The sequence below is a fragment of the Paenibacillus selenitireducens genome (assembly GCF_002021565.1).
In the GTDB taxonomy this organism is placed as follows: domain Bacteria; phylum Bacillota; class Bacilli; order Paenibacillales; family Paenibacillaceae; genus Paenibacillus_K; species Paenibacillus_K selenitireducens.
Window position 1 is genome coordinate 338,519 of sequence record NZ_MSZX01000007.1, and the last position, 21,044, is coordinate 359,562.

The window sequence follows — 21,044 nt, forward strand, 5'->3', positions numbered from 1 at the left end:
TAATGTTAATTATATTGCACTTTCATTAATATATTGAAAAAAGAAACGTATGGAGGTCGAGGTATGAAGATTCGTCGTTTCCAGAAGAGACCGTCACTCTATTCAACCATTCTCATCAGTATTACATTGTGCATTGTCATCACTTTACTGGCCTCTTCCTATATCCTGTATGTGAACTACTCCCGCATTGGATTCAAGCAGACATTTCAATCAGATGTGGATAGCCTATCGCAGACAAGCAAGCAAATCGTAACCTTACGAGACAGCGCCCAATCCTTATCCTTCCAAATATATCAGAACAGTAACATCGCCAAATTAATGTATTACGAAAAACCTCATATCTTCGATGTGACCGGGGCGATGACCGAGCTCTCGAACTACTTGAATTCGATGCCCTTCGTGGAATCCATTATCGTCTACAATGCCAAAGACGAAGTCTTCTATATCCAAGGCAACCATGGGCAGAACGGGATCTATTCGAAAAACGAATTGACCGATACCGGCTTGCTTACGATCCTGAACGACTTTCAACAATACAAACCGTTTACACCGATTCCTCGGACGTATGCCATCGATGATGCTTCGCAAGATCATGTGAACGTTTACACGTTTCTCTGCTATGATGCGATCGGAAGGAACCAGGTCATTAATTCAGCGGTCATCGTCAATATCTCGTCCGACTGGATCAATCGGAACCAAGGGGATTTGACCTCCTTAGACGACAAGGGAACCAACTTATTATTAGACGATCGTGACCAAGTATTGCGTACCGATACGCTCCAGCCTTTACATTTAAGTTCGACCGATCGTGCGCTTCTCGATTCCAAAATCAAGAATCAAGACACAGGTTATGTGGTATCCAAGTTCGAAGGGGTCAAATCCTTAATCTCTTATACACAACCCGATCCCTTAGGCTGGCAGTATATTCGTGCAACACCCTATCAATATGTCACAACCAATGTAAAGACCGTTCGGAATACGACCATAGGGATTGCAGCGATTATTCTCCTTCTAGGCATCATGTTGTCTTGGCGATTATCCAGATTCCTTTATGTACCGATACACAAGATTCTGTTGAGCCTTCATTCACTCGAGACGGAGAAACGAAATAATCAACATACCTTGAAGCAGAACGCACTCCATTCCTTATTGCAAGGCCTTCCTCCCTCGAAGCTTGAGGCGCGATTGCATAACCTTAGCCAGATGGGCATTAAATTCGATTTTCATAAGAACTACCGGATCGCGATTTTGCAAATTGACCATTTTCAGACCTTGAAGCAAGAACATGTGCAGGATCTGCCAACTTACAAATTCGCTATTATGAACATTAGCTCGGAAATTCTATCCGGTGTGTATGATGTCGAGACGGTAGACATTGAGGATGACTCCATTGCGGTACTGCTGAATTTCCCGGATGAAGAGGAGTTAGCGGATCATACTGCTTTTGAAGCTTTGCTCCATCGGGTTCAGTTAGCCTGTCTCAATTATTTGAAAATCGGTCTATCCATCACCTACAGTCCCGTTACGAACTTGCCGTTACACCTTCATCCTTTATTTCAACAAGTGAAAGAGGCGACGAAGCACCGATTGTTCTATGGACATGGTTGTTTGATTGATTCCGACGATATTGTTGCACTCAAATCCAAAGCATATATGTATCCCTTGGATCGGGAGAAGAAGCTTGTCGAATCATTAATGGCGGGGAAAATAGACGAAGCCAAGAAAGTGTTCTCCGAAATTCTCGATGAAACGGCACAATATCCGATCCACGTCGTACAGCTGGCGATATCGCATTTGACGATGACCTTGAATAATGTCATTTTCACCATCCAGAAGAATGGAACCTTTGAAATTAGCGGCGGGCTGGATATCTACATGCCTTCGGCGGACAGCTATGAGACGCTAGCCGAGATTCATACGGCCTTCTTTACTTACTTCGATGAAATCCAGAATAAGCTCTTGGAGAAACGGAGCTTGAAGCAAGAGGAACTGGTCCGCAAAATCAATTCACTCATTGCCTTGAATTATGCCGACTCCAATCTATGCTTGAACTGGATCGCAGATCAACTCGATATGTCTTCGATTTACATCAGCCGTATATATAAGCAACAGACCCTGGCAGCGATCATTGATGTGATCAATGAGACGAGGTTGGACCAGGCGAGGGCCTTCCTCGAGGAGAGCAACACTTCCATTGCGGAGATTGCCGAAAAAACAGGCTATACGAGCAGCTCCTACTTTCATCGCATGTTCAAAAAGCATTTTGGTGTCACACCGGCAGATTATCGCAAGGCGAACTTCGCCAAGCAGCTAAGCTAAAAGCAGCGGCCATCCCCACTTGGAGGATGGCCGCTCTTCTTTATTGAATTCCTTTTTCAGCTACATACGCATTCCACTGCTTAATATACTCCGATTGAACTTTATCCAAGCCTGCTTGCTTCGCTTTGGTCATGAAGGTCTCCATTCCGCCCTTCACGTCAGCCACGATCCCTGCCTGCAATGGGAAGAGATACTGCTTCTCCACTTGCTCGAGGGCTGCCCGCTCCGCTTGATATGCCGTGTAATCCTCTGCAAATCCTAAATAAAGATCCGGTTTCTTCACCTTATCCAATTCTTTAAAGATGGCATCTACGCCGTCATAGCTCTTATCGAACAACATAAATTCCGGATTGCGCCAAGCCCAACCTTGCATGCCTTCACGTTGGAATCCATTGGAGTTACTGTCGCCAAGCATTTTATAGTGTCCTTCGCTATCCACTTCAAAGTTCTTGCCCTCAATCCCGTATTCCGTTAGCCAGTTATACGTTTTATCCATCACCATCTTCTCATAGAATGCCAATGCACGCTCAGCGTTCTTACTGCTAGCAGGAACGGCAAACCCATTATGAATCGGATGAACCGGCGTAGCGAACCCCGTCACGGTTGCATACGGCGTATAACCTAAATCCCAATCAGGGTGGGTCGATTTCATTTTGTTATTCGTGTCATTGTAACGTGTTGGGTTATCGCCAAGTATCGCTGCAGCCTTTCCGCTTGTTACCGGGTCCTGCAGCGTATCCTTCACATTCAGAACGTTCTTCGAGAAGAAGCCTTTATCTTGCCAACGCTTAATCGTCTCTAGGTCTTGAAGCTGTTCATCGGATCCCCAGTACGAATAGGCCTCGCCCGGTTTGTCATACTGAATGTTCACGCCGTAAGGAATCGGACCGCCAATCCATCCGCGCAATTCACGGAGAAGGTTCAGTAGATTGCCTCGAACATCCGAGTTGACGGAGAGCGGCATCATCGTAGGCTCGTTCTTCTTGATTCCATCTAAATATTCTTCGAATGAAGCGAGGTCCACAGGTTTCGGAAGATTATATTTCTGACGTAAATCTTCGCGCCATACGAAACCATTCGTGACGTACTCTTGATACGTCGCTGGAACGGTATAGATTTTATTATCGATCTTCACCGCATCCCACATGTCTTGCGGCACATAGGCTTGCACTTTAGGTGCAGCTTTCGGCAGGATGTCATCTAGAGGTAAAAAAGCGCCTTTTTTGGCATACGCTTGGAATTGCGTCCACTCTGCGGTATAGATGAGGTCCACCGATTGTCCCGAGGATAGCAGCAGCTTATATTTTTGCTCCCAATCCGTCCAGGTGGTGAAATTGAATTTCACGGTTGCATTCAAGTCCTTCTCGGTTAGCTTATTTACTTCGGCTTCTACGACGGATAGATCCTTCGGTGCACTCCCTAGCATGTAAAATTGCAATTCGACTTTCTTCGATGTATCGATACCTGTCGTACTCGTCGTGTCTTTGTCCGTAGTCGTTGGTGCTTCACTTGTTCCGGTGGTATCCGTCTTTGTCTCCGAATTGGAGCTCGAGCATCCTGCTAGAATGGTGATCAACAGAAATACGGATAGAAGCGCGGAGATGAATCTTTTTCTTTTTGTTGCCATGTACATCCTCCCCTTACTATGAATATATATATTAGCTGCGAAAGATTTCAACCTCGATCTTGATGAAGAGCCTTCTCGATCTTCCGCAGTTCTAACCTAACCTTTGACTGCTCCAATCGTTAGACCTTTCACGAAGTAACGCTGCACAAACGGATACAATAGCAGGATCGGGCCGGTCACGATAATGGCCATCGCCATTTTCGTAGATTCGGTTGGGATGTCTTGACCTAGCGATACCCCGCTGCTTGCCCCCATTTGCGTCACGAACGAAATCGTATTAATGACGTTATACAAGTAGTACTGGAGCTGATACATATGCGGATTGTTAATGAACATAGACGAGCTGAACCAATCATTCCAATAGTGCAAGGCTAGGAATAATCCGATGGTTGCCAATCCTGGGAGAGAGAGCTGCAATACGATGCGTGCATAGATCGTGAACTCATTCGCACCATCGATCTGAGCCGACTCGAAAATCTCTTCCGGTACAGCCGATTTAATGAAGTTCTTCATGAGAATGATCAAGAACGGTGACATGAGGCCCGGGATAATAAGAACAGCGTACGTATCCATTAAGTTCAAATATTTCGTGTACATAATATACCAAGGTACCAAGCCGCCGCCGAACAATGTCGTGAAGTAAATGAAGAAGGCGAACTGATTCCGGTATTTGAAGCTTTTGCGTTGCAGGACATAGCCGGCCATCGTAATGAAGAACAACCCGCCTAACGTCCCCACAACCGTTGTTAATCCCGTAACCCCGTAGGCTCGAAGCACTTCATCCGGAAATTGAAATACCATACGATATCCTTCGAGCGAGAATGCTGGCGGGATGAGGTGATATCCTTGCGTAAGAATCGTCTCATTATCGGTAAGCGACGCCGAGATGATCAACAAGAAGGGAAATAAACATGCTGCAGTAATCAGAAGCACCACCGTATAGGCAATGCATTGAAATAATCGATGATATTTTTCATCTTTAATTTTCATGTGACGGTTCCTCCCCTCTAGAATAGTGCGTACTCGTCATTCACTTTTCGAATGATGTAGTTCACGGTCATAATGAGCACAAATCCAAACACGGATTGATATACCCCTGCAGCTGTCGCCATCCCCATCTCAAACGTCACTTTTAAGGAACGATAGACATACGTGTCCAGAATATCCGTCGTGTTATAGAGTAAGCCATTGTTACCCACCAATTGATAGAACAGGTCGAACTGTCCTTTCATAATGCTGCCGAGTGCGAATAGGAGCAGCATGACGAACGTTGACTTCAGCATAGGCAGCGTAATGAACCAAATACGTTGGAAAATGTTCGCGCCATCAATTTTTGCGGCTTCATAGTACTCCTCACTGATTCCCGTAATCGCTGCGAGGTAGATCACCATGCTGTACCCGAGATTTTTCCATAGGTAGAAAATGATAATGAGGAATACCCACATGATCGGTTTGCTGTACATATCGACCGGCTCCATATGGAAGGTCTTCAGCATCGTATTGAGGAACCCTGTCTCGTAATTGAACATGTTGTAGACGATAACGCTTAAAATAACGAATGAAATGAAATACGGGAGGAACATAATGGACTGCGTCAGCTTCTTCAGCCATTTAATCCGCAGCTCGCTGACGAGAATCGCGCAAGTAATCGCAAGCATATTCCCAATCACGATAAACGCAAGATTGTAGCCGAACGTATTCAACGTTAATCTTCCAAGAGCTCCTGACTTCCATAAGAACTTGAAGTTCTCCAGACCCACGAACTGGCTGTTGAACAAGCTCGTATTAAAATCGAAACGCACGAAGGCGTAGTAGATACCGACCATAGGAATGTACGAATTAATAAGAAAGAACACAATTGCTGGCAATAGCATGAGGAACATGATCCGGTTCGTGATCAATTCATGCAGGAATCCTTTCTTCTTCTTTAACGGGAGTTCCTCACGTTTTTTCTTCCCAGGAGCGTTTGGACTTGCGACAAGATCTGCTTTCAATGGTTCATCACCTTCCTTGTTGAAATGGTCTGGTGTCATCCGGGTAGGATGCCGCTGACCGTTATTGCCTGACCGATTGATTTGAGTATAAATCTGGCAATTGCGCGGGGGTAGTGAACCATTGAAAGGTTGATGGATTATACTGATTTCTGCGTAGTGAACGAATCTGATTTTTATGAAAAATTCAGCTATATGACGCGTTTCTCTTTAAGCTGTGCGGGTTAGCGTGTAGACTATGGTTATGAATAGAAGGGGGATAATCCAATGGACATTCTTGCATTGAAGCAGGCACTCCGATCTGGCTCCGGTCCGTTACATAACAGGAACACGCTATTCGAAGAGGCGAGAGCTCGGGGGCACTGGCAGAACTTGCGTGAAGCACCACATTATCAAGAGGAAGTGGCGTATATTCTTGCGGAGAGCCATCGTCTAATGAACGAGCCCATCCCCGTGCTCCCATTCTCCGCATTCCGCCAATTTGATACGACAGGTTCACGCATCGAATATGAGCAGCATTATTTTGCAAGACGTAAGCGCTTAACTCTTCTCGTCCTTGCTTATTTGCTCGAGGAATCGCCGGCATGCTTAACAGCCATCGAAGATACGATCTGGGCCATCTGCGAAGAATACACCTGGTGTTTGCCGGCACATATGGGCGGCAGATCACTGGACCCTCGGGATCGTGATTTCCGCTACAGTATTGATTTGTTCGCAGCAGAGACGGGATTCGCACTCGCAGAGATCATTTCCTTGCTCCACCAGCCATTACACCCTATGATCGTGCACCGTGCCGAGGAGGAAGTCCGCAAGCGCATATTCGTGCCTTATACCTCCCCCAAACCTTCGTATGGGTGGGAAAAGGTGACGAGCAACTGGGCAAGTGTCTGCGCTGGCTCGATTGGGTCTGCAGCGCTGTACCTCCTACAGCATGAGAGTGAGCTTGCCTCCCTTCTCTATCGGGTCTCAGGGACATTGGCGTGTTACATAAGCGGATTTGAAGAAGACGGGGCTTGTACGGAGGGCGTCGGCTACTGGACCTATGGGTTTGGCTTCTATGCCTATTTCGCCTCCTTGTTGAAACAGCGTACGGGTGGACAGATTGATCTGATGAAGCATCCCAAAGTTCGCAATATTGCAAGGTTCCATCAGAAGAGCTACTTAAGCGGTTTACTGACTGTACCTTTTTCCGATTGTGAACCCCAAGGATATTTCGCTCCCGGACTCATCCACGAGCTGCATCGACAGGATACGGAAATCCACATACCGGAGTGGCGGCATCGTATGACTTTGCTTAAAGACCCTCTTGGCCGATGGGCACCGGCTGTTCGCGATTTGGTGTGGGGGCCTGTCGAAGCCACAGGAGAGGACTGGCCGGATACCGATGATCTATTGCCTGACGCACAATGGTATGTCAGCCGTCGGACGGTGGAAGGGTTTCGAATGGCATTCGCCGCAAAAGGAGGACATAACGACGAACACCATAACCATAACGATATTGGGAATTTCGTGCTGCATCTCGATGGGGAGACGTTTGTTGCCGACATCGGGTCCGGGGAATATACGAAGTCGTATTTCGGAGCAGAGCGCTACTCGTATTTATGTAATGGGGCGCACGGACATTCGATACCTCGATTGGATGGCGTGGAGCAGCAAGCTGGTAAGCAGTATCGCGCTGAGCTGCTAAGCACTGCGGAAGATGCAGCACAAGGGAGGTTTCGTCTTGATCTAACCTCGGCCTATGAACTTGAGCATTTGAAGCATTTTGCGCGCAGCTTTACGTTCCAGCCTGCATCCCAACACCTGCTTGAACTTCGAGATCTGTGCGAATTCCATCAAGCTGGGACGGTAACTGAGCAATTCATTACGATGATCGAACCCGTGCTCATTCAACATGGCTGCGTTCGAATACAAGGATTGAAATCCCATATAGACCTTCTCTACGATGCTGCATTATTCTACGCCTCCATCCAGATTCATGATTTCATCAATAAAAATTCGGAGCGCGTGCAGGTGTACGCCATCGTTCTGGAATCCAAAGAACCTTCAACTGAGTTCAATATCAACCTTCAATTCGATTATTGCCGTCATACATCATTAACTGTACGGGAGGATGAATTCAAGTGACAACATCGACATCGATACCATCTAACTTTCAAGACGTTTGGCAACATGCAGGCCATCATACCACACGACTAGTAGAACGAATCGGCGCTAGCTTCCCCCATGCTGCCCATCAAGGCGTATACCAATGCGAGGAGCCTCACTGGTGGACAGCTGGGTTCTGGTCAGGGATCCTCTGGCTATTCCACCGTGAAGACCCGGCATCTGGTTTTGGCGAGATTGCTCGTCAATGCGAAGAGAAACTCGATATGCCGTTACAAGAATTTGACCAACTGCATCATGATGTCGGATTCATGTGGATCTTAACCAGTGTAGCTAACTATGAGCTATCCGGGGATGCGACGTCGCGACGCAGAGCGCTAACCGCAGCTAGTCATCTCGCAGGTCGGTTTAATATGAAGGGCTCCTACATAAGGGCTTGGAACCCATGGAGCGAAGGCGAGGATAATACAGGGCTTGCCATTATTGATTGCATGATGAATTTACCGTTGCTCTATTGGGCCTCCGAAACTACAGGAGACCCGCGGTTCCGTCATATTGCGATTGCGCATACCAACATGGTACTGAACCACTTTATCCGAGAGGACGGCTCCGTCCATCATATTGTGAAATTTAACCCGGATACAGGCGAAGTGGTCGAGGCTTTAGGGGGACAGGGATTCGCCCCGCAATCGGCTTGGGCACGCGGCACCTCGTGGGCCATGTATGGCCTCACGTTGAGTTACCGATACACGGGTGATCCTGCTTACTTGCAAGCCGCGAAGAAAGTCACCCATTTCTTCCTCTCTGCATTAGGACCTGATGGTGTTCCAACTTGGGATTTCCGTCTCCCAACAGATGCCCCTTCCTACAAAGACTCGTCTGCAGGTGCTTGTGCAGCCTCCGCCTTATTAGAGCTCGCACGTTGCGTTCCGGCAAATGAGTCACAGATGTATGCACAGCACGCGAACAGCCTGCTTCAACATCTCATTAAAGCATGCGGTAATTTTTCCGATCAAGAAGAGGGATTGCTGTTGCATGGCGCTGGTCATGTACCAGAAGGAAGGAATCAAGATAACCCTCTCATTTATGGAGACTATTATTTTGTGGAAGCCCTGGCAAAGCAGCGGGGTTATGAAGGACTCTTTTCTCCCCGAGCACGGTACTAACGACAAAACCCCCTCACCAACGGGTGAGGGGGTTTTGCTATGAATCAGCATATCATGTGCTGTGCTAAAATTATTCTTCGCTATAACGAATGACTTGCATCGGATTGCCGCCTACAAAAGCTCCAGCTGGAACGTCCTTATGTACAAGACAACCCGCAGAAACAACCGCATTGTCCCCAATCGTTACACCGGGTAGGATCGTCGAATTGGCCCCGATCATAACATTCGATCCAATCTTGACGTAACCTAACCGATATTCTTGAATTAAATATTCATGAGCGAGGATCGTTGTATTATAGCCAATAATTGAATTATCGCCGATTGAAATTCTTTCAGGAAAAAACGCATCCACCATCACCATTAACCCAAATGCGGTATGTTTACCGACCTTCATCCCTAACATATGACGATAAATCCAATTCTTCGTCGGGAGATGCGGGCAATACCGCGCCATTTGGATGCAAATAAAATTTTTAACGCCCTTCCAAGGACTCACGGTGCGATAAATTTGCCAGAGCGCATTCGGTCCTTCAACCGGATATCGCTCAACGTTTCTCAATCGTATCCGGCTCCAATCCAACAAAGGCATATAGATCACGCATATCATGAATCACATGCTTAGGCTCATACGGCGCTAACGCCGCTTCCCCTTTCAACGACCAGCTAACTGCCACGGAAGCTACGCCTGCCGCATTCGCCGATTGGATATCAGCAGGACTATCCCCTACCATTAACGTCGTGGCCGGATTAGCACCCATCTTCTCGATGGCCATTAAAACAGGCTCAGGATGAGGTTTCGGATTTTTCACATCATCTACAGTTACAATCATGCCCATATAAGGATAGAGTCCGAACATCTGTAACGCACGTTCTGTCGTTTCCCGAATTTTTGTCGTCACGACACCCAACTTAATTCCATGATTATGCAGCGTTTCAATGACTTCGCGAACATGAGGAAATTCCCGTACTAACTCATCGTGGCGTTCACGGTTGTATTCCCGATACGCCGCGACAAAAGAAGTAACGTCCTCTCGACCCGTAAATTGACGTATCTGATGCTCTAACGGCTGCCCCATACTCGGAATGATATGCTCCCGTGTGAAGGTTGGAGGCACATGATCCTTTAGGATATGCATAAACGTCTCAATAATCAATTCATTTGTATCTACAATCGTTCCATCTAAATCAAATAAGATTGTTTCAATCACGATAATGACCCCTTTTTGTCTGCCTGATCATCTGTTGAGTCACTCTTTTGCGGATACTCTGTCGTTGATTCTGCCGTCGCCGCTTGTCCTGCAGCAACCTCTTGCACCGCATTTCCCTTTGTACTCACGATGGGTGCGCTATATGCAACATTGGAATAACCTTTCACACGACGTACGACGATGATAATCACGGCAGCTATAATAATGAGGATCGCAAGCAACTGCGAAATACGAACATTTCCATAAGCCGGATCCAAATAACCAGGTTCGAATACAAGTTCCATTGGCGCCCACAAAAAATTCATAATCGATACCAACCACTCCGAACCAATAAACGCCAAGCTATCCGTACGCAGCCCTTCAATAAAGAAACGTCCAATAGAATACCAGATGAAATAAGACATGAATAATTCACCTGCGCGCAAGAACTTCTGGCGACGCAACACGAATAAGATTAGAATACCAATAAAGCTCCATACCGATTCGTACAAAAAGGCCGGATGATGGAACACGCCTTGCACATTCATTTGATTCACGATGAAATTAGGCAAGTGTAACGTATTCCGCAAGAAAGACTCTTCTGCCGGACCGCCATATGCCTCTTGATTCACAAAATTTCCCCAACGGCCAATCATTTGGCCGATCAGTAGCCCGGGTGCACAAATATCGGCGATTCGCCAGAAGGAATATCCTTTCTTACGAACAAAAATAATCGCACATATGACCGCGCCGATTAATGCGCCATAGATCGCAATCCCGCCGTTCCATATCTTGAATACATCCCATAAGTTGTTCTTGTATTCATCCCACATAAAGGCCACGTAATAAATACGGGCAGCAATGATGGACGAAGGTACCCCTAATAAGAGTAGATCCATGAAAAAATCTTGCGGTATCCCAAAGCGCTTCCCTTCACGAATGGCAAGCAAAAGACCGACGAGCGCTGCCGTGCCCAGGATAATACCATACCAATGGACAGCAATTGGCCCGATCGAAAATGCGATAGGATTCAACAACAAATACTGCATAACTCACTCTCCTACATCTGTCCAGATCTTATAAATTTTAATCCAAATCATCCGTATCTTCGGAGATTGTCTCCGTCAGTTTGTTCGTAAACTGCAACGCTGCATTGTAACCCATCCGTTTCAAGCGGTAGTTCATCGCAGCAACCTCAATAATGACCGCTAAGTTTCGACCAGGACGTACTGGAATCGTAACTAATGGAATATCCGTATCAATGATACGTGTCTTCTCTTCATCAAGTCCAAGACGATCATATTGCTTGTCTTGTTGCCAAGCTTCCAACTTAATCACGACACTAATGCGTTTGTTATTCCGAACGGCCCCAGCACCGAACAAGGTCATCACATTAATAATCCCGATACCACGAATTTCTAGTAAATGACGGATCAATTCTGGTGCAGTAGCGTGCAGCTGAAAATCGGATGTTTGACTAATTTCTACCGCATCATCCGCTACAAGACGGTGGCCGCGCTTCACAAGCTCCAGCGCTGTTTCACTTTTACCAATACCGCTGCTTCCTGTAATAAGCATACCTACCCCGTACACATCCACGAGCACCCCATGAATCGTCGTTGTCGGCGCTAATCGTTTTTCAAGAAATCCCGTAATCCGGCTCGATAAAGTCGTTGTTGCGACAGGACTTCTCAAGAGCGCGATATTTCTTTCATTCGCCATATCAATAAATTCTTGTGGAACATCTAGATGTCTTGTGACGACAATACATGGAGTCTCTTCCGAACCGAATTGATCAATCCGGCTTTTACGTTCCTCAGGCGATAGCATATTGAAGAAAGCAAGCTCGGTTTTCCCTAGAATCTGTATACGATCGACCGGATGGTACTCAAAATAGCCCGCCATCTCAAGCCCTGGACGATACAAATCATCCACTTTAATCTGATGCTTCAGTCCTGCTTCTCCTGCAATTACCTCTAGGCTAAATTGCTCGACTAGCTCTGAAACTTTCACCTTTTTGGACATAGTTTCCTCTCCTTATTACCGATGTCATTATCGTAGCTGATCTTTGTCATGAAATCAAATTTATAGCCCTAATTAGCACAAAAACCGCCCTGCAAGAGGACGGTTTTTGATTACAAGCACTAACCTAGTGCAATATTATGCTTCGTATTGGAAAACGTTAAGCTCAGTAGCTTTATCGAATACATGAATTTTGTTCATGTCGATCGCAAGCTTCACGTTTTGTCCTTCTTTCGTGTTAGAACGTCCGTCTACACGAGCGATCGTGCTGTCTTTACCTACGCCGTTCAAGTAAAGCAACATTTCATGACCCAAGTTCTCGGATACTTCAACGTGTGCGTTGAAGATGCTGTTAGGTGATGCTTCCAAGAATACTGGCTCTTCATGAATGTCCTCAGGACGAACACCCAGAATTACTGATTTACCTAGTAAACCTTTATCTTTAAGCGCTTGTGCTTTGCCTGTTGGAATTTCAACATCCAAGCCGTTCGCTCTGAAACGAACTACGCCGTTTTGTTCTGCCAAGTCACCTTCGATGAAGTTCATCGTAGGAGCACCGATAAATCCAGCTACGAAAATGTTCGTAGGGTGGTTATAAAGAATGTCAGGTGAAGCTGCTTGTTGAATGATTCCGTCTTTCATAACTACGATACGATCACCCATCGTCATTGCCTCGATTTGGTCATGCGTTACGTAGATAACGGTTGTTTCAAGACGTTTAGCCAATTTGGAGATTTCCGCACGCATTTGTCCACGAAGTTTCGCATCCAAGTTGGAAAGCGGCTCATCCATCAAGAAGACTTGTGGTTCACGAACGATCGCACGACCCAAGGCAACACGTTGACGTTGACCACCAGAAAGTGCTTTTGGTTTACGATCCAACAAATGTTCGATATCGAGAATTTTTGCTGCTTCACGAACACGTTTGTCGATATCGTCTTTTTTGAATTTACGAAGTTTCAAACCAAACGCCATGTTTTGATATACGTTCATATGTGGGTACAAGGCATAAGATTGGAATACCATCGCGATATCGCGGTCTTTTGGAGCTACGTCATTTACTACGCGATCTCCAATGTACAATTTACCTTCTGAAATTTCTTCCAAACCTGCAATCATACGAAGAGTTGTAGATTTACCACAACCGGATGGACCTACCAATACGAGAAACTCTTTATCTTGAATGTCTAAGTTAACATCGATTACTGTTGCTTTGTCAGAACCTGCATATTTTTTATAGATGTGCTCTAATTTTACGCCTGCCATTGGTTATTCCCCCTAAACAGAGATTAATTTGATACCCTTATCTTATCTCATGTCCTAACAAATGACTATACACATACTTCACAAAAATCCTACTTCCTTTTCGTCACTTTATACAAGAGGAGGATTAACTTCACCAATACCGCGTCTCCGAAGGTCCGAACATCCAGTCCTGTCTCTTGCTTGATCTTATCTAGCCGATATAATAACGTGTTCCGATGGATGTATAATTTCTTCGCTGTATCGCTTACATTACAGTCTAACGAGAAGAACGTTTCTAATGTCGTTAGCGTTTCGGTATCCATAAAGACATCACTTCGTGCAAGCACCCGGTCCATAAAATGTCGGCGCTCCCCATCCGGAATACTATTGATCAATCGCTCCATATGAAGCATCCATGGCAAGTGAATATTGCTGGTCACATGGAAAGCTCGTCCCAAATACACCGTTTCGCGTAATAGGGCAACCGTCGATAACAGCATGCGAGCAGGTACCACAGGATGAGATATGGCCACATGGCATTCTCCCAACCATTCACTGGACAGCAATTCATATAGACCTTCACAGAAAGACCCCAAGGTCTCTTCTGGCTTCTCCGAACTATCCTCTTCTCGATCGTCAGCCGATGCCATAAATATGAGCTCTTCCGGGCAGAGGATCAACCATTCCTTTTCCTGCAGCGGTATTAAATAGACCTCACCGCCAAAATACGACTTCAATAGCTTATATAAATCTAAATAAGATGTGTGCGTTGGATGTGGATGTTCAGATACCAATAAAATGGGGATCATATTCGGTAGCAATCGGCTTTTCAGCGTCATACTATCCGGAATATCTTGATCGGTAGCAACCTTATACTGAACACCAAGCTGTTCAGCAATCCATTCCCCAAGCTGTACTGCTTTCTGCTCTTCACTCGCGGTTGATCTCGTTATATGGGTGTCCTTCGCCCCTAACGGAGTCGACTCAAGAATCCACTCAATTAAGGAACGTTCTGCTCCTTTTAATCGATCTTCTTCCACGGATAATAATTGAATCTGATTGCCTTCTTGAATCCATCGAAAATAAATAACACCATCCAACACCAGACTTATTGCGTTCTCATCCATACGGTCAGCTTGTTCTCGTAGATGATTCCACTCGGATTCTGTACTTGAAGATACGGATAATGTTACATCTAATAGCTGCTCTAATCTGCTTTTAATGGTTAGGTTATTCATCCTCGTCCCGCCTCACCCGAATCGATTTGCTACATGCCTATATTGTAGCATAATCAAAACCCTTATTTCACGATGCGCCTTGCCATGACCAAGCGTTTCTTCCATATAGGGTGATTTAATTGTGTATATTGGACTCCCCCTTTTCCATAGGTATGAATAATAAGTCCGTTTCCAACATACATCGCCACGTGAGCAATTTGTTTGTGTGATGTCCTACCTGTGAAGAATAATAAATCCCCTACTCGGATATCGTGCAACGAAATGCGCTGCCCCATTTTAGCTTGCTCTTTAGAAACACGGGGGAGATGGATGCCTTCTTTGGCAAAAATCGTCTTCGTGAACGAGGAACAATCAAAGGTCGTGGTCTGACCAAAGGGAGATCCGAACACATACGGTGTTCCTATGTAATCCCCTGCGCGCAACACTAAAGAGAACCTTACACGGTCAGCTGCAGATAAAACTCGTCTTGCCCCCACCAAATGGTGCTGCTTCTCTACGTCACGCATAGAACGGTAAACTACAGATTGCTCTGGACCAGCATAGGCAATATGTTCGCCATCTACCACGATACCTACCCATTCAGGGTCTGTATGCTGTCCATCATTGTAAAATAGAAGATCCCCTGTCGCCCATCGATCTCCAGGGGTGTGGGCCCCCCAACCCAATTGGAATTGTTCTTTCACGGTGTGAGGTAATTGAATATCTAGCTTCTGAAATAAATTCATGGTCATTCCTGCGGAAGCCCATCCAGAAGGTATCGTGGAATATTGAAAGGATTGTTGTTGGTCATGTTTCCGTGCCCATGCGAGTTGCGAGAACCCCATGGATTCTGCTTCATTCCTTTGATGATGCGTGGAAGAAGAAGCTCCTTCCTCTGCCTGAACAATTCCTAAACCCATGTAACAAGAGAACAAACCTACCATGAAGATCAACATAACAACCACGATACTAGTCGTATAAAGCCGACCTTGAAGCTTGCCAAACAAAGCGAAAATCCTCCTTTATATTTAACACCCATCGTTATTTCGATTGTTTTATGTATTACACTACGGTATGGCTAACATAACCACGAGCGATAGCAGGCCAAATAACATCGTAACCAGATAAATAAATGAAACTACTTGCGGCTGCGTCAATCCCCAACGCATCAATACATGATGAGTATGGAGTTTATCCGCACGATGAAGTCCTTTACCTTCCTTCAGACGTCTGGAGAAGACGATAATCGTATCTAGGATCGGAAATCCTAAGGCTAGCATCGGAATCAGCATAGTGACGAATGTCGTACTTTTGACAGAACCATTCACAGCAATCACCGCAAGCGTATAACCTAGAAATGTTGCCCCTGCATCACCCATGAATATTTTGGCCGGATAGAAGTTGTAAACAAGGAAGCCTGCACATACACCACATAATGCAATTGTAGCAATGGCTGTCTCAGCATCTCCCCGGATGATGGCCACAACAAACAACGTTAAAGAGGAAATAAAAGCAACGCCAGAGGCAAGCCCATCGACCCCATCGATAAAGTTCATCATATTGGTCATGGAGAACACCCAGATGACGGTGGCCAGCCATACGAACCAATCGGGAAACATCAGCATCCCGTTATTCAAATCCCGAATCCCGTTAATCTGAATATGAAACCATAAAGGTACTGTCGCTGTGAAAATATAGATAATGAGCCGCGGCCATACGGGAAACTCACGTTTACGTGCCTTAAAACCATCATCTATAAGCCCTACAAGGACAAGTAATGTGCCACCTATAGCAATCGACAAAGATAGGGCGTCAAAACCCCGCATCAAAAAGATCGTAGTCAGAAATCCAATGTATATTGCGATACCGCCCATCAGCGGTATAGGATGTTCATGAATCTTACGCTGTGTAGGTTGATCGACGAATTTCATACGCATTGCGAACTTACGAACAACTGGAACAAGTGCCACAACAATGATAAAGCTAATGAATAATGCCAAAATGTATCTGATGGATGAGCCCCCCAATGCATAACACATAACCGCATCATGCTTGCTCGTAGTGTCCCCTGATCTGTCAAAAAGCATGCAAAAAAGCCTTACCGTTCATCGAACGATAAGGCCTTAACTTGATTGTTTATGAGATTAAAAAACTGGTGAGCCATGAAGGACTCGAACCTTCGACACCCTGATTAAAAGTCAGGTGCTCTACCAACTGAGCTAATGGCTCTTACTAAGAAGAGTAAATGGTGGAGGCTGATGGATTCGAACCACCGAACTCGAAGAGAGCAGATTTACAGTCTGCCGTGTTTAGCCACTTCACTAAGCCTCCACGGTATTCAATTATCTTCTCCAAGAAAAGATCAATCATTCTTGGAAAATGGTGGCTCGGGACGGAATCGAACCGCCGACACGAGGATTTTCAGTCCTCTGCTCTACCGACTGAGCTACCGAGCCTTAATGCTGTTTTGAGCAAAAAAATAAAAGTGTAGGNAATCGAACCGCCGACACGAGGATTTTCAGTCCTCTGCTCTACCGACTGAGCTACCGAGCCTTAATGCTGTTTTGAGCAAAAAAATAAAAGTGTAGGAGATGTTAGTCTCTCCACTTTCTGAAATATAATGGCGGAGCTGACGGGATTCGAACCCGCGGTCTCCTGCGTGACAGGCAGGCATGTTAGGCCTCTACACCACAGCTCCATATGCGATTATATTAATGGTGCCGTCGAGAGGACTTGAACCCCCAACCTACTGATTACAAGTCAGTTGCTCTACCAGTTGAGCTACAACGGCAAATTATTTCCCCGGGGTCCCCGAAAAGTAATCGGAATTCCCTACGAAGCATATACTTCACTTTTTGGGGTTTTATGGTGGAGGCTAACGGGATCGAACCGCTGACCCTCTGCTTGTAAGGCAGATGCTCTCCCAGCTGAGCTAAGCCTCCATATAAGTGGTAGCGGCGAAGGGAATCGAACCCCCGACCTCACGGGTATGAACCGTACGCTCTAGCCAGCTGAGCTACACCGCCACAATGGAAAATATCTGATATCTCGATCGAGTTGCTTGTACAATGGCGGAGAGAGAGGGATTCGAACCCTCGCACCACTTACGCAGTCTAACCCCTTAGCAGAGGGTCCCCTTATAGCCACTTGGGTATCTCTCCAAATGAGATATCGGTAAGGAACAACATTTGCTCCCTGAAAACTAGATACGAAACAACTTTTTGCGAATTAATTTTAGGATAAGCCCTCGACCGATTAGTATTGGTCAGCTCCACACATTGCTGCGCTTCCACCTCCAACCTATCAACCTCGTCGTCTTCAAGGGGTCTTACTAATTGGGAAATCTCATCTTGAGGGGGGCTTCACGCTTAGATGCTTTCAGCGCTTATCCCGTCCATACTTGGCTACCCAGCGGTGCTCCTGGCGGAACAACTGGTACACCAGCGGTATGTCCATCCCGGTCCTCTCGTACTAAGGACAGCTCCTCTCAAATTTCCTACGCCCACGACAGATAGGGACCGAACTGTCTCACGACGTTCTGAACCCAGCTCGCGTACCGCTTTAATGGGCGAACAGCCCAACCCTTGGGACCTACTTCAGCCCCAGGATGCGATGAGCCGACATCGAGGTGCCAAACCTCCCCGTCGATGTGGACTCTTGGGGGAGATAAGCCTGTTATCCCCAGGGTAGCTTTTATCCGTTGAGCGATGGCCCTTCCATGCGGTACCACCGGATCACTAAGCCCGACTTTCGTCCCTGCTCGACCTGTATGTCTCGCAGTCAAGCTCCCTTATGCCTTTGCACTCTTCGAATGATTTCCAACCATTCTGAGGGAACCTTGGGGCGCCTCCGTTACTCTTTAGGAGGCGACCGCCCCAGTCAAACTGCCCACCTGACACTGTCCCCGAACCGGGTTACGGTCCTAGGTTAGAACTCCGATACGATCAGGGTGGTATCCCAACGTCGCCTCCACACAAGCTGGCGCTCATGCTTCAAAGGCTCCCACCTATCCTGTACAGATCGTACCAAAGTCCAATATCAAGCTGCAGTAAAGCTCCATGGGGTCTTTCCGTCTTGTCGCGGGTAACCTGCATCTTCACAGGTATTAAAATTTCACCGGATCTCTCGTTGAGACAGCGCCCAAGTCGTTACGCCATTCGTGCGGGTCAGAATTTACCTGACAAGGAATTTCGCTACCTTAGGACCGTTATAGTTACGGCCGCCGTTTACTGGGGCTTCGGTTCATAGCTTCGGGTTACCCCTAACCACTCCCCTTAACCTTCCAGCACCGGGCAGGCGTCAGCCCGTATACTTCGCCTTACGGCTTCGCACAGACCTGTGTTTTTGCTAAACAGTCGCTTGGGCCTTTTCACTGCGGCCCCCTCGTGCTATTCACACTACCGGGGCACCCCTTCTCCCGAAGTTACGGGGTCATTTTGCCGAGTTCCTTAACGAGAGTTCTTCCGCGCGCCTTAGAATTCTCTTCTCGCCTACCTGTGTCGGTTTGCGGTACGGGCACCATCACCTGGCTAGAGGCTTTTCTTGGCAGTGTGAAATCATGACCTTCGGTACTGCAATTTTCCCTCCCCATCACAGCCTAGCCTTATCGATGTGCGGATTTGCCTACACATCAGCCTCACTGCTTGGACAGACATCCATCAGTCTGCGTCACTATCCTACTGCGTCACCCCATTGCTCATAACGGCTTACGGTGGTACAGGAATTTCAACCTGTTGTCCTTCGACTACGCCTTTCGGCCTCGCCTTAGGTCCCGACTTACCCTGAGCGGACGAACCTTCCTCAGGAACCCTTAGGCTTTCGGCGGACATGATTCTCACATGTCTTTTCGTTACTCATACCGGCATTCTCACTTGTATGCTGTCCAGCGCTCCTTACGGTACACCTTCAACCTACATACAACGCTCCCCTACCCCTGATACATACGTATCAAGCCATAGCTTCGGTGGTGTGTTTAGCCCCGTTACATTTTCGGCGCAGAGTCACTCGACCAGTGAGCTATTACGCACTCTTTAAATGATGGCTGCTTCTAAGCCAACATCCTGGTTGTCTTTGCAACTCCACATCCTTTCCCACTTAACACACACTTGGGGACCTTAGCTGATGGTCTGGGCTGTTTCCCTTTTGACAATGGATCTTAGCACTCACTGTCTGACTCCCGGTTATAAGTCTATGGCATTCGGAGTTTGACTGAGCTTGGTAACCCTTGGCGGGCCCCGCACCCAATCAGTGCTCTACCTCCACGACTCTTAACACCGAGGCTAGCCCTAAAGCTATTTCGGGGAGAACCAGCTATCTCCGAGTTCGATTGGAATTTCTCCGCTACCCCCACCTCATCCCCGCATTTTTCAACATGCGTGGGTTCGGGCCTCCAGTGCGTGTTACCGCACCTTCACCCTGGACAGGGGTAGATCACACGGTTTCGGGTCTACGTCCACGTACTAAGTCGCCCTATTCAGACTCGCTTTCGCTGCGGCTACGGCTCTTCACCTTAACCTTGCACGGGAACGTAACTCGCCGGTTCATTCTACAAAAGGCACGCCATCACCCATAGATCGGGCTCTGACTTCTTGTAAGCACACGGTTTCAGGTTCTATTTCACTCCCCTCCCGGGGTGCTTTTCACCTTTCCCTCACGGTACTGCTTCACTATCGGTCGCTAGGTAGTATTTAGCCTTACCAGATGGTCCTGGCGGATTCATACGGGATTTCACGTGCCCCGCACTACTCGGGATCCGTCTCGGAGAGAACAGACTTTCAATTACAGGGCTTTTACCTTCTATGGCGGGCCTTTCCAGACCTCTTCGTTTAATCGGTTCCTTTGTAACTCCATGTGAGACGTCCCACAACCCCAACCAGCAAGCTGATTGGTTTAGGCTATTCCGCTTTCGCTCGCCGCTACTGACGGAATCACTTTTGTTTTCTCTTCCTGAGGGTACTTAGATGTTTCAGTTCCCCTCGTCTGTCTCTTCACACCCTATGTATTCAGATGTGAGTGACTGGCTATTACACCAGCCGGGTTTCCCCATTCGGACATCCCCGGATCAAAGCTTGCTTACAGCTCCCCGAAGCATTTCGTTGTTCGCCACGTCCTTCGTCGACTCCTAGCGCCTAGGCATCCTCCGTGTGCTCTTAGTAGCTTAACCA

Annotated in this window: 14 protein-coding genes, 9 tRNA genes and 1 rRNA gene; 3 read left to right on the forward strand and 21 right to left on the reverse strand. The window is 46.8% G+C overall.

Annotated elements, in window-relative coordinates; all coding sequences use genetic code 11:
* The first annotated feature begins 63 nt into the window (after positions 1-63).
* Positions 64-2,319 carry a helix-turn-helix transcriptional regulator gene (locus BVG16_RS19265; RefSeq protein WP_078500643.1) on the forward strand — a complete coding sequence of 752 codons (2,256 nt, stop codon included), beginning with the start codon at positions 64-66 and terminating at the stop codon, positions 2,317-2,319.
* 40 nt (positions 2,320-2,359) lie between these two features.
* On the opposite strand, the gene BVG16_RS19270 is transcribed toward BVG16_RS19265, so the two are convergent.
* The 3 genes from BVG16_RS19270 to BVG16_RS19280 form a co-directional block, all read right to left on the reverse strand.
* A complete protein-coding gene (locus tag BVG16_RS19270; protein WP_408635351.1) occupies positions 2,360-3,952 on the reverse strand; it encodes an extracellular solute-binding protein in 1,593 nt (530 codons plus the stop codon).
* Positions 3,953-4,042: 90 nt separating this feature from the next.
* Positions 4,043-4,936, reverse strand: coding sequence for a carbohydrate ABC transporter permease (locus BVG16_RS19275; RefSeq protein ID WP_078500647.1), 894 nt, complete (start codon positions 4,934-4,936; stop codon positions 4,043-4,045).
* 17 nt (positions 4,937-4,953) lie between these two features.
* Positions 4,954-5,829 carry an ABC transporter permease gene (locus BVG16_RS19280; RefSeq protein ID WP_233147103.1) on the reverse strand — a complete coding sequence of 292 codons (876 nt, stop codon included), beginning with the start codon at positions 5,827-5,829 and terminating at the stop codon, positions 4,954-4,956.
* Between the two features lie 375 nt (positions 5,830-6,204).
* Here BVG16_RS19280 and BVG16_RS19285 point away from each other — a divergent pair, with 375 nt between their 5' ends.
* The gene (locus tag BVG16_RS19285) at positions 6,205-8,064 is read left to right on the forward strand and encodes a heparinase II/III family protein (RefSeq protein WP_078500650.1); all 1,860 of its coding nucleotides are present in this window, start codon (positions 6,205-6,207) and stop codon (positions 8,062-8,064) included.
* Complete coding sequence (locus tag BVG16_RS19290; protein WP_408635354.1) at positions 8,055-9,209, forward strand: glycoside hydrolase family 88 protein; 1,155 nt, start codon at positions 8,055-8,057, stop codon at positions 9,207-9,209. Before BVG16_RS19285 ends, BVG16_RS19290 begins: the two co-directional genes overlap by 10 nt.
* Before the next feature lie 70 nt (positions 9,210-9,279).
* Here BVG16_RS19290 and BVG16_RS19295 read toward each other — a convergent pair whose 3' ends face one another.
* The 18 genes from BVG16_RS19295 to BVG16_RS19375 all read right to left on the reverse strand — a co-directional run bounded on the left by BVG16_RS19295 (position 9,280) and on the right by BVG16_RS19375 (position 21,043).
* On the reverse strand, positions 9,280-9,768 hold the full coding sequence (locus BVG16_RS19295) for an acyltransferase (RefSeq protein ID WP_158081728.1): 489 nt from the start codon (positions 9,766-9,768) through the stop codon (positions 9,280-9,282).
* The gene (ppaX, locus tag BVG16_RS19300) at positions 9,755-10,417 is read right to left on the reverse strand and encodes a pyrophosphatase PpaX (RefSeq protein ID WP_078500656.1); all 663 of its coding nucleotides are present in this window, start codon (positions 10,415-10,417) and stop codon (positions 9,755-9,757) included. Before ppaX ends, BVG16_RS19295 begins: the two co-directional genes overlap by 14 nt.
* Positions 10,414-11,445 carry a prolipoprotein diacylglyceryl transferase gene (gene lgt / locus BVG16_RS19305; protein WP_078500658.1) on the reverse strand — a complete coding sequence of 344 codons (1,032 nt, stop codon included), beginning with the start codon at positions 11,443-11,445 and terminating at the stop codon, positions 10,414-10,416. Before lgt ends, ppaX begins: the two co-directional genes overlap by 4 nt.
* Before the next feature lie 37 nt (positions 11,446-11,482).
* On the reverse strand, positions 11,483-12,421 hold the full coding sequence (hprK, locus tag BVG16_RS19310; RefSeq protein ID WP_078500660.1) for an HPr(Ser) kinase/phosphatase: 939 nt from the start codon (positions 12,419-12,421) through the stop codon (positions 11,483-11,485).
* A gap of 135 nt (positions 12,422-12,556) precedes the next feature.
* Positions 12,557-13,684, reverse strand: a complete 1,128-nt coding sequence (locus BVG16_RS19315; protein ID WP_078500662.1) for an ABC transporter ATP-binding protein — start codon at positions 13,682-13,684, stop codon at positions 12,557-12,559.
* Between the two features lie 89 nt (positions 13,685-13,773).
* A complete protein-coding gene (locus BVG16_RS19320; protein WP_078500664.1) occupies positions 13,774-14,901 on the reverse strand; it encodes a PucR family transcriptional regulator in 1,128 nt (375 codons plus the stop codon).
* A 62-nt stretch (positions 14,902-14,963) separates the two neighbouring features.
* Entirely contained in the window at positions 14,964-15,887 is a 924-nt protein-coding gene (locus BVG16_RS19325; protein ID WP_078500666.1) for an NlpC/P60 family protein, read from the reverse strand.
* Positions 15,888-15,947: 60 nt separating this feature from the next.
* Entirely contained in the window at positions 15,948-16,880 is a 933-nt protein-coding gene (locus BVG16_RS19330; protein WP_332888798.1) for an MraY family glycosyltransferase, read from the reverse strand.
* 153 nt (positions 16,881-17,033) lie between these two features.
* Positions 17,034-17,109 (reverse strand) — tRNA-Lys (locus tag BVG16_RS19335).
* A 17-nt stretch (positions 17,110-17,126) separates the two neighbouring features.
* Positions 17,127-17,211, reverse strand: a tRNA-Tyr gene (locus BVG16_RS19340).
* 49 nt (positions 17,212-17,260) lie between these two features.
* A tRNA-Phe gene (locus tag BVG16_RS19345) sits at positions 17,261-17,336 on the reverse strand.
* A gap of 30 nt (positions 17,337-17,366) precedes the next feature.
* Positions 17,367-17,425: transfer RNA gene (locus tag BVG16_RS32885), tRNA-Phe, on the reverse strand.
* Between the two features lie 76 nt (positions 17,426-17,501).
* Positions 17,502-17,578: transfer RNA gene (locus BVG16_RS19350), tRNA-Asp, on the reverse strand.
* Positions 17,579-17,595: 17 nt separating this feature from the next.
* Positions 17,596-17,671, reverse strand: a tRNA-Thr gene (locus tag BVG16_RS19355).
* Between the two features lie 75 nt (positions 17,672-17,746).
* A tRNA-Val gene (locus tag BVG16_RS19360) sits at positions 17,747-17,822 on the reverse strand.
* 7 nt (positions 17,823-17,829) lie between these two features.
* Positions 17,830-17,906, reverse strand: a tRNA-Met gene (locus BVG16_RS19365).
* A 43-nt stretch (positions 17,907-17,949) separates the two neighbouring features.
* Positions 17,950-18,041: transfer RNA gene (locus BVG16_RS19370), tRNA-Ser, on the reverse strand.
* 74 nt (positions 18,042-18,115) lie between these two features.
* A 23S ribosomal RNA gene (locus tag BVG16_RS19375) occupies positions 18,116-21,043 on the reverse strand.
* Position 21,044 lies beyond the last annotated feature (1 nt).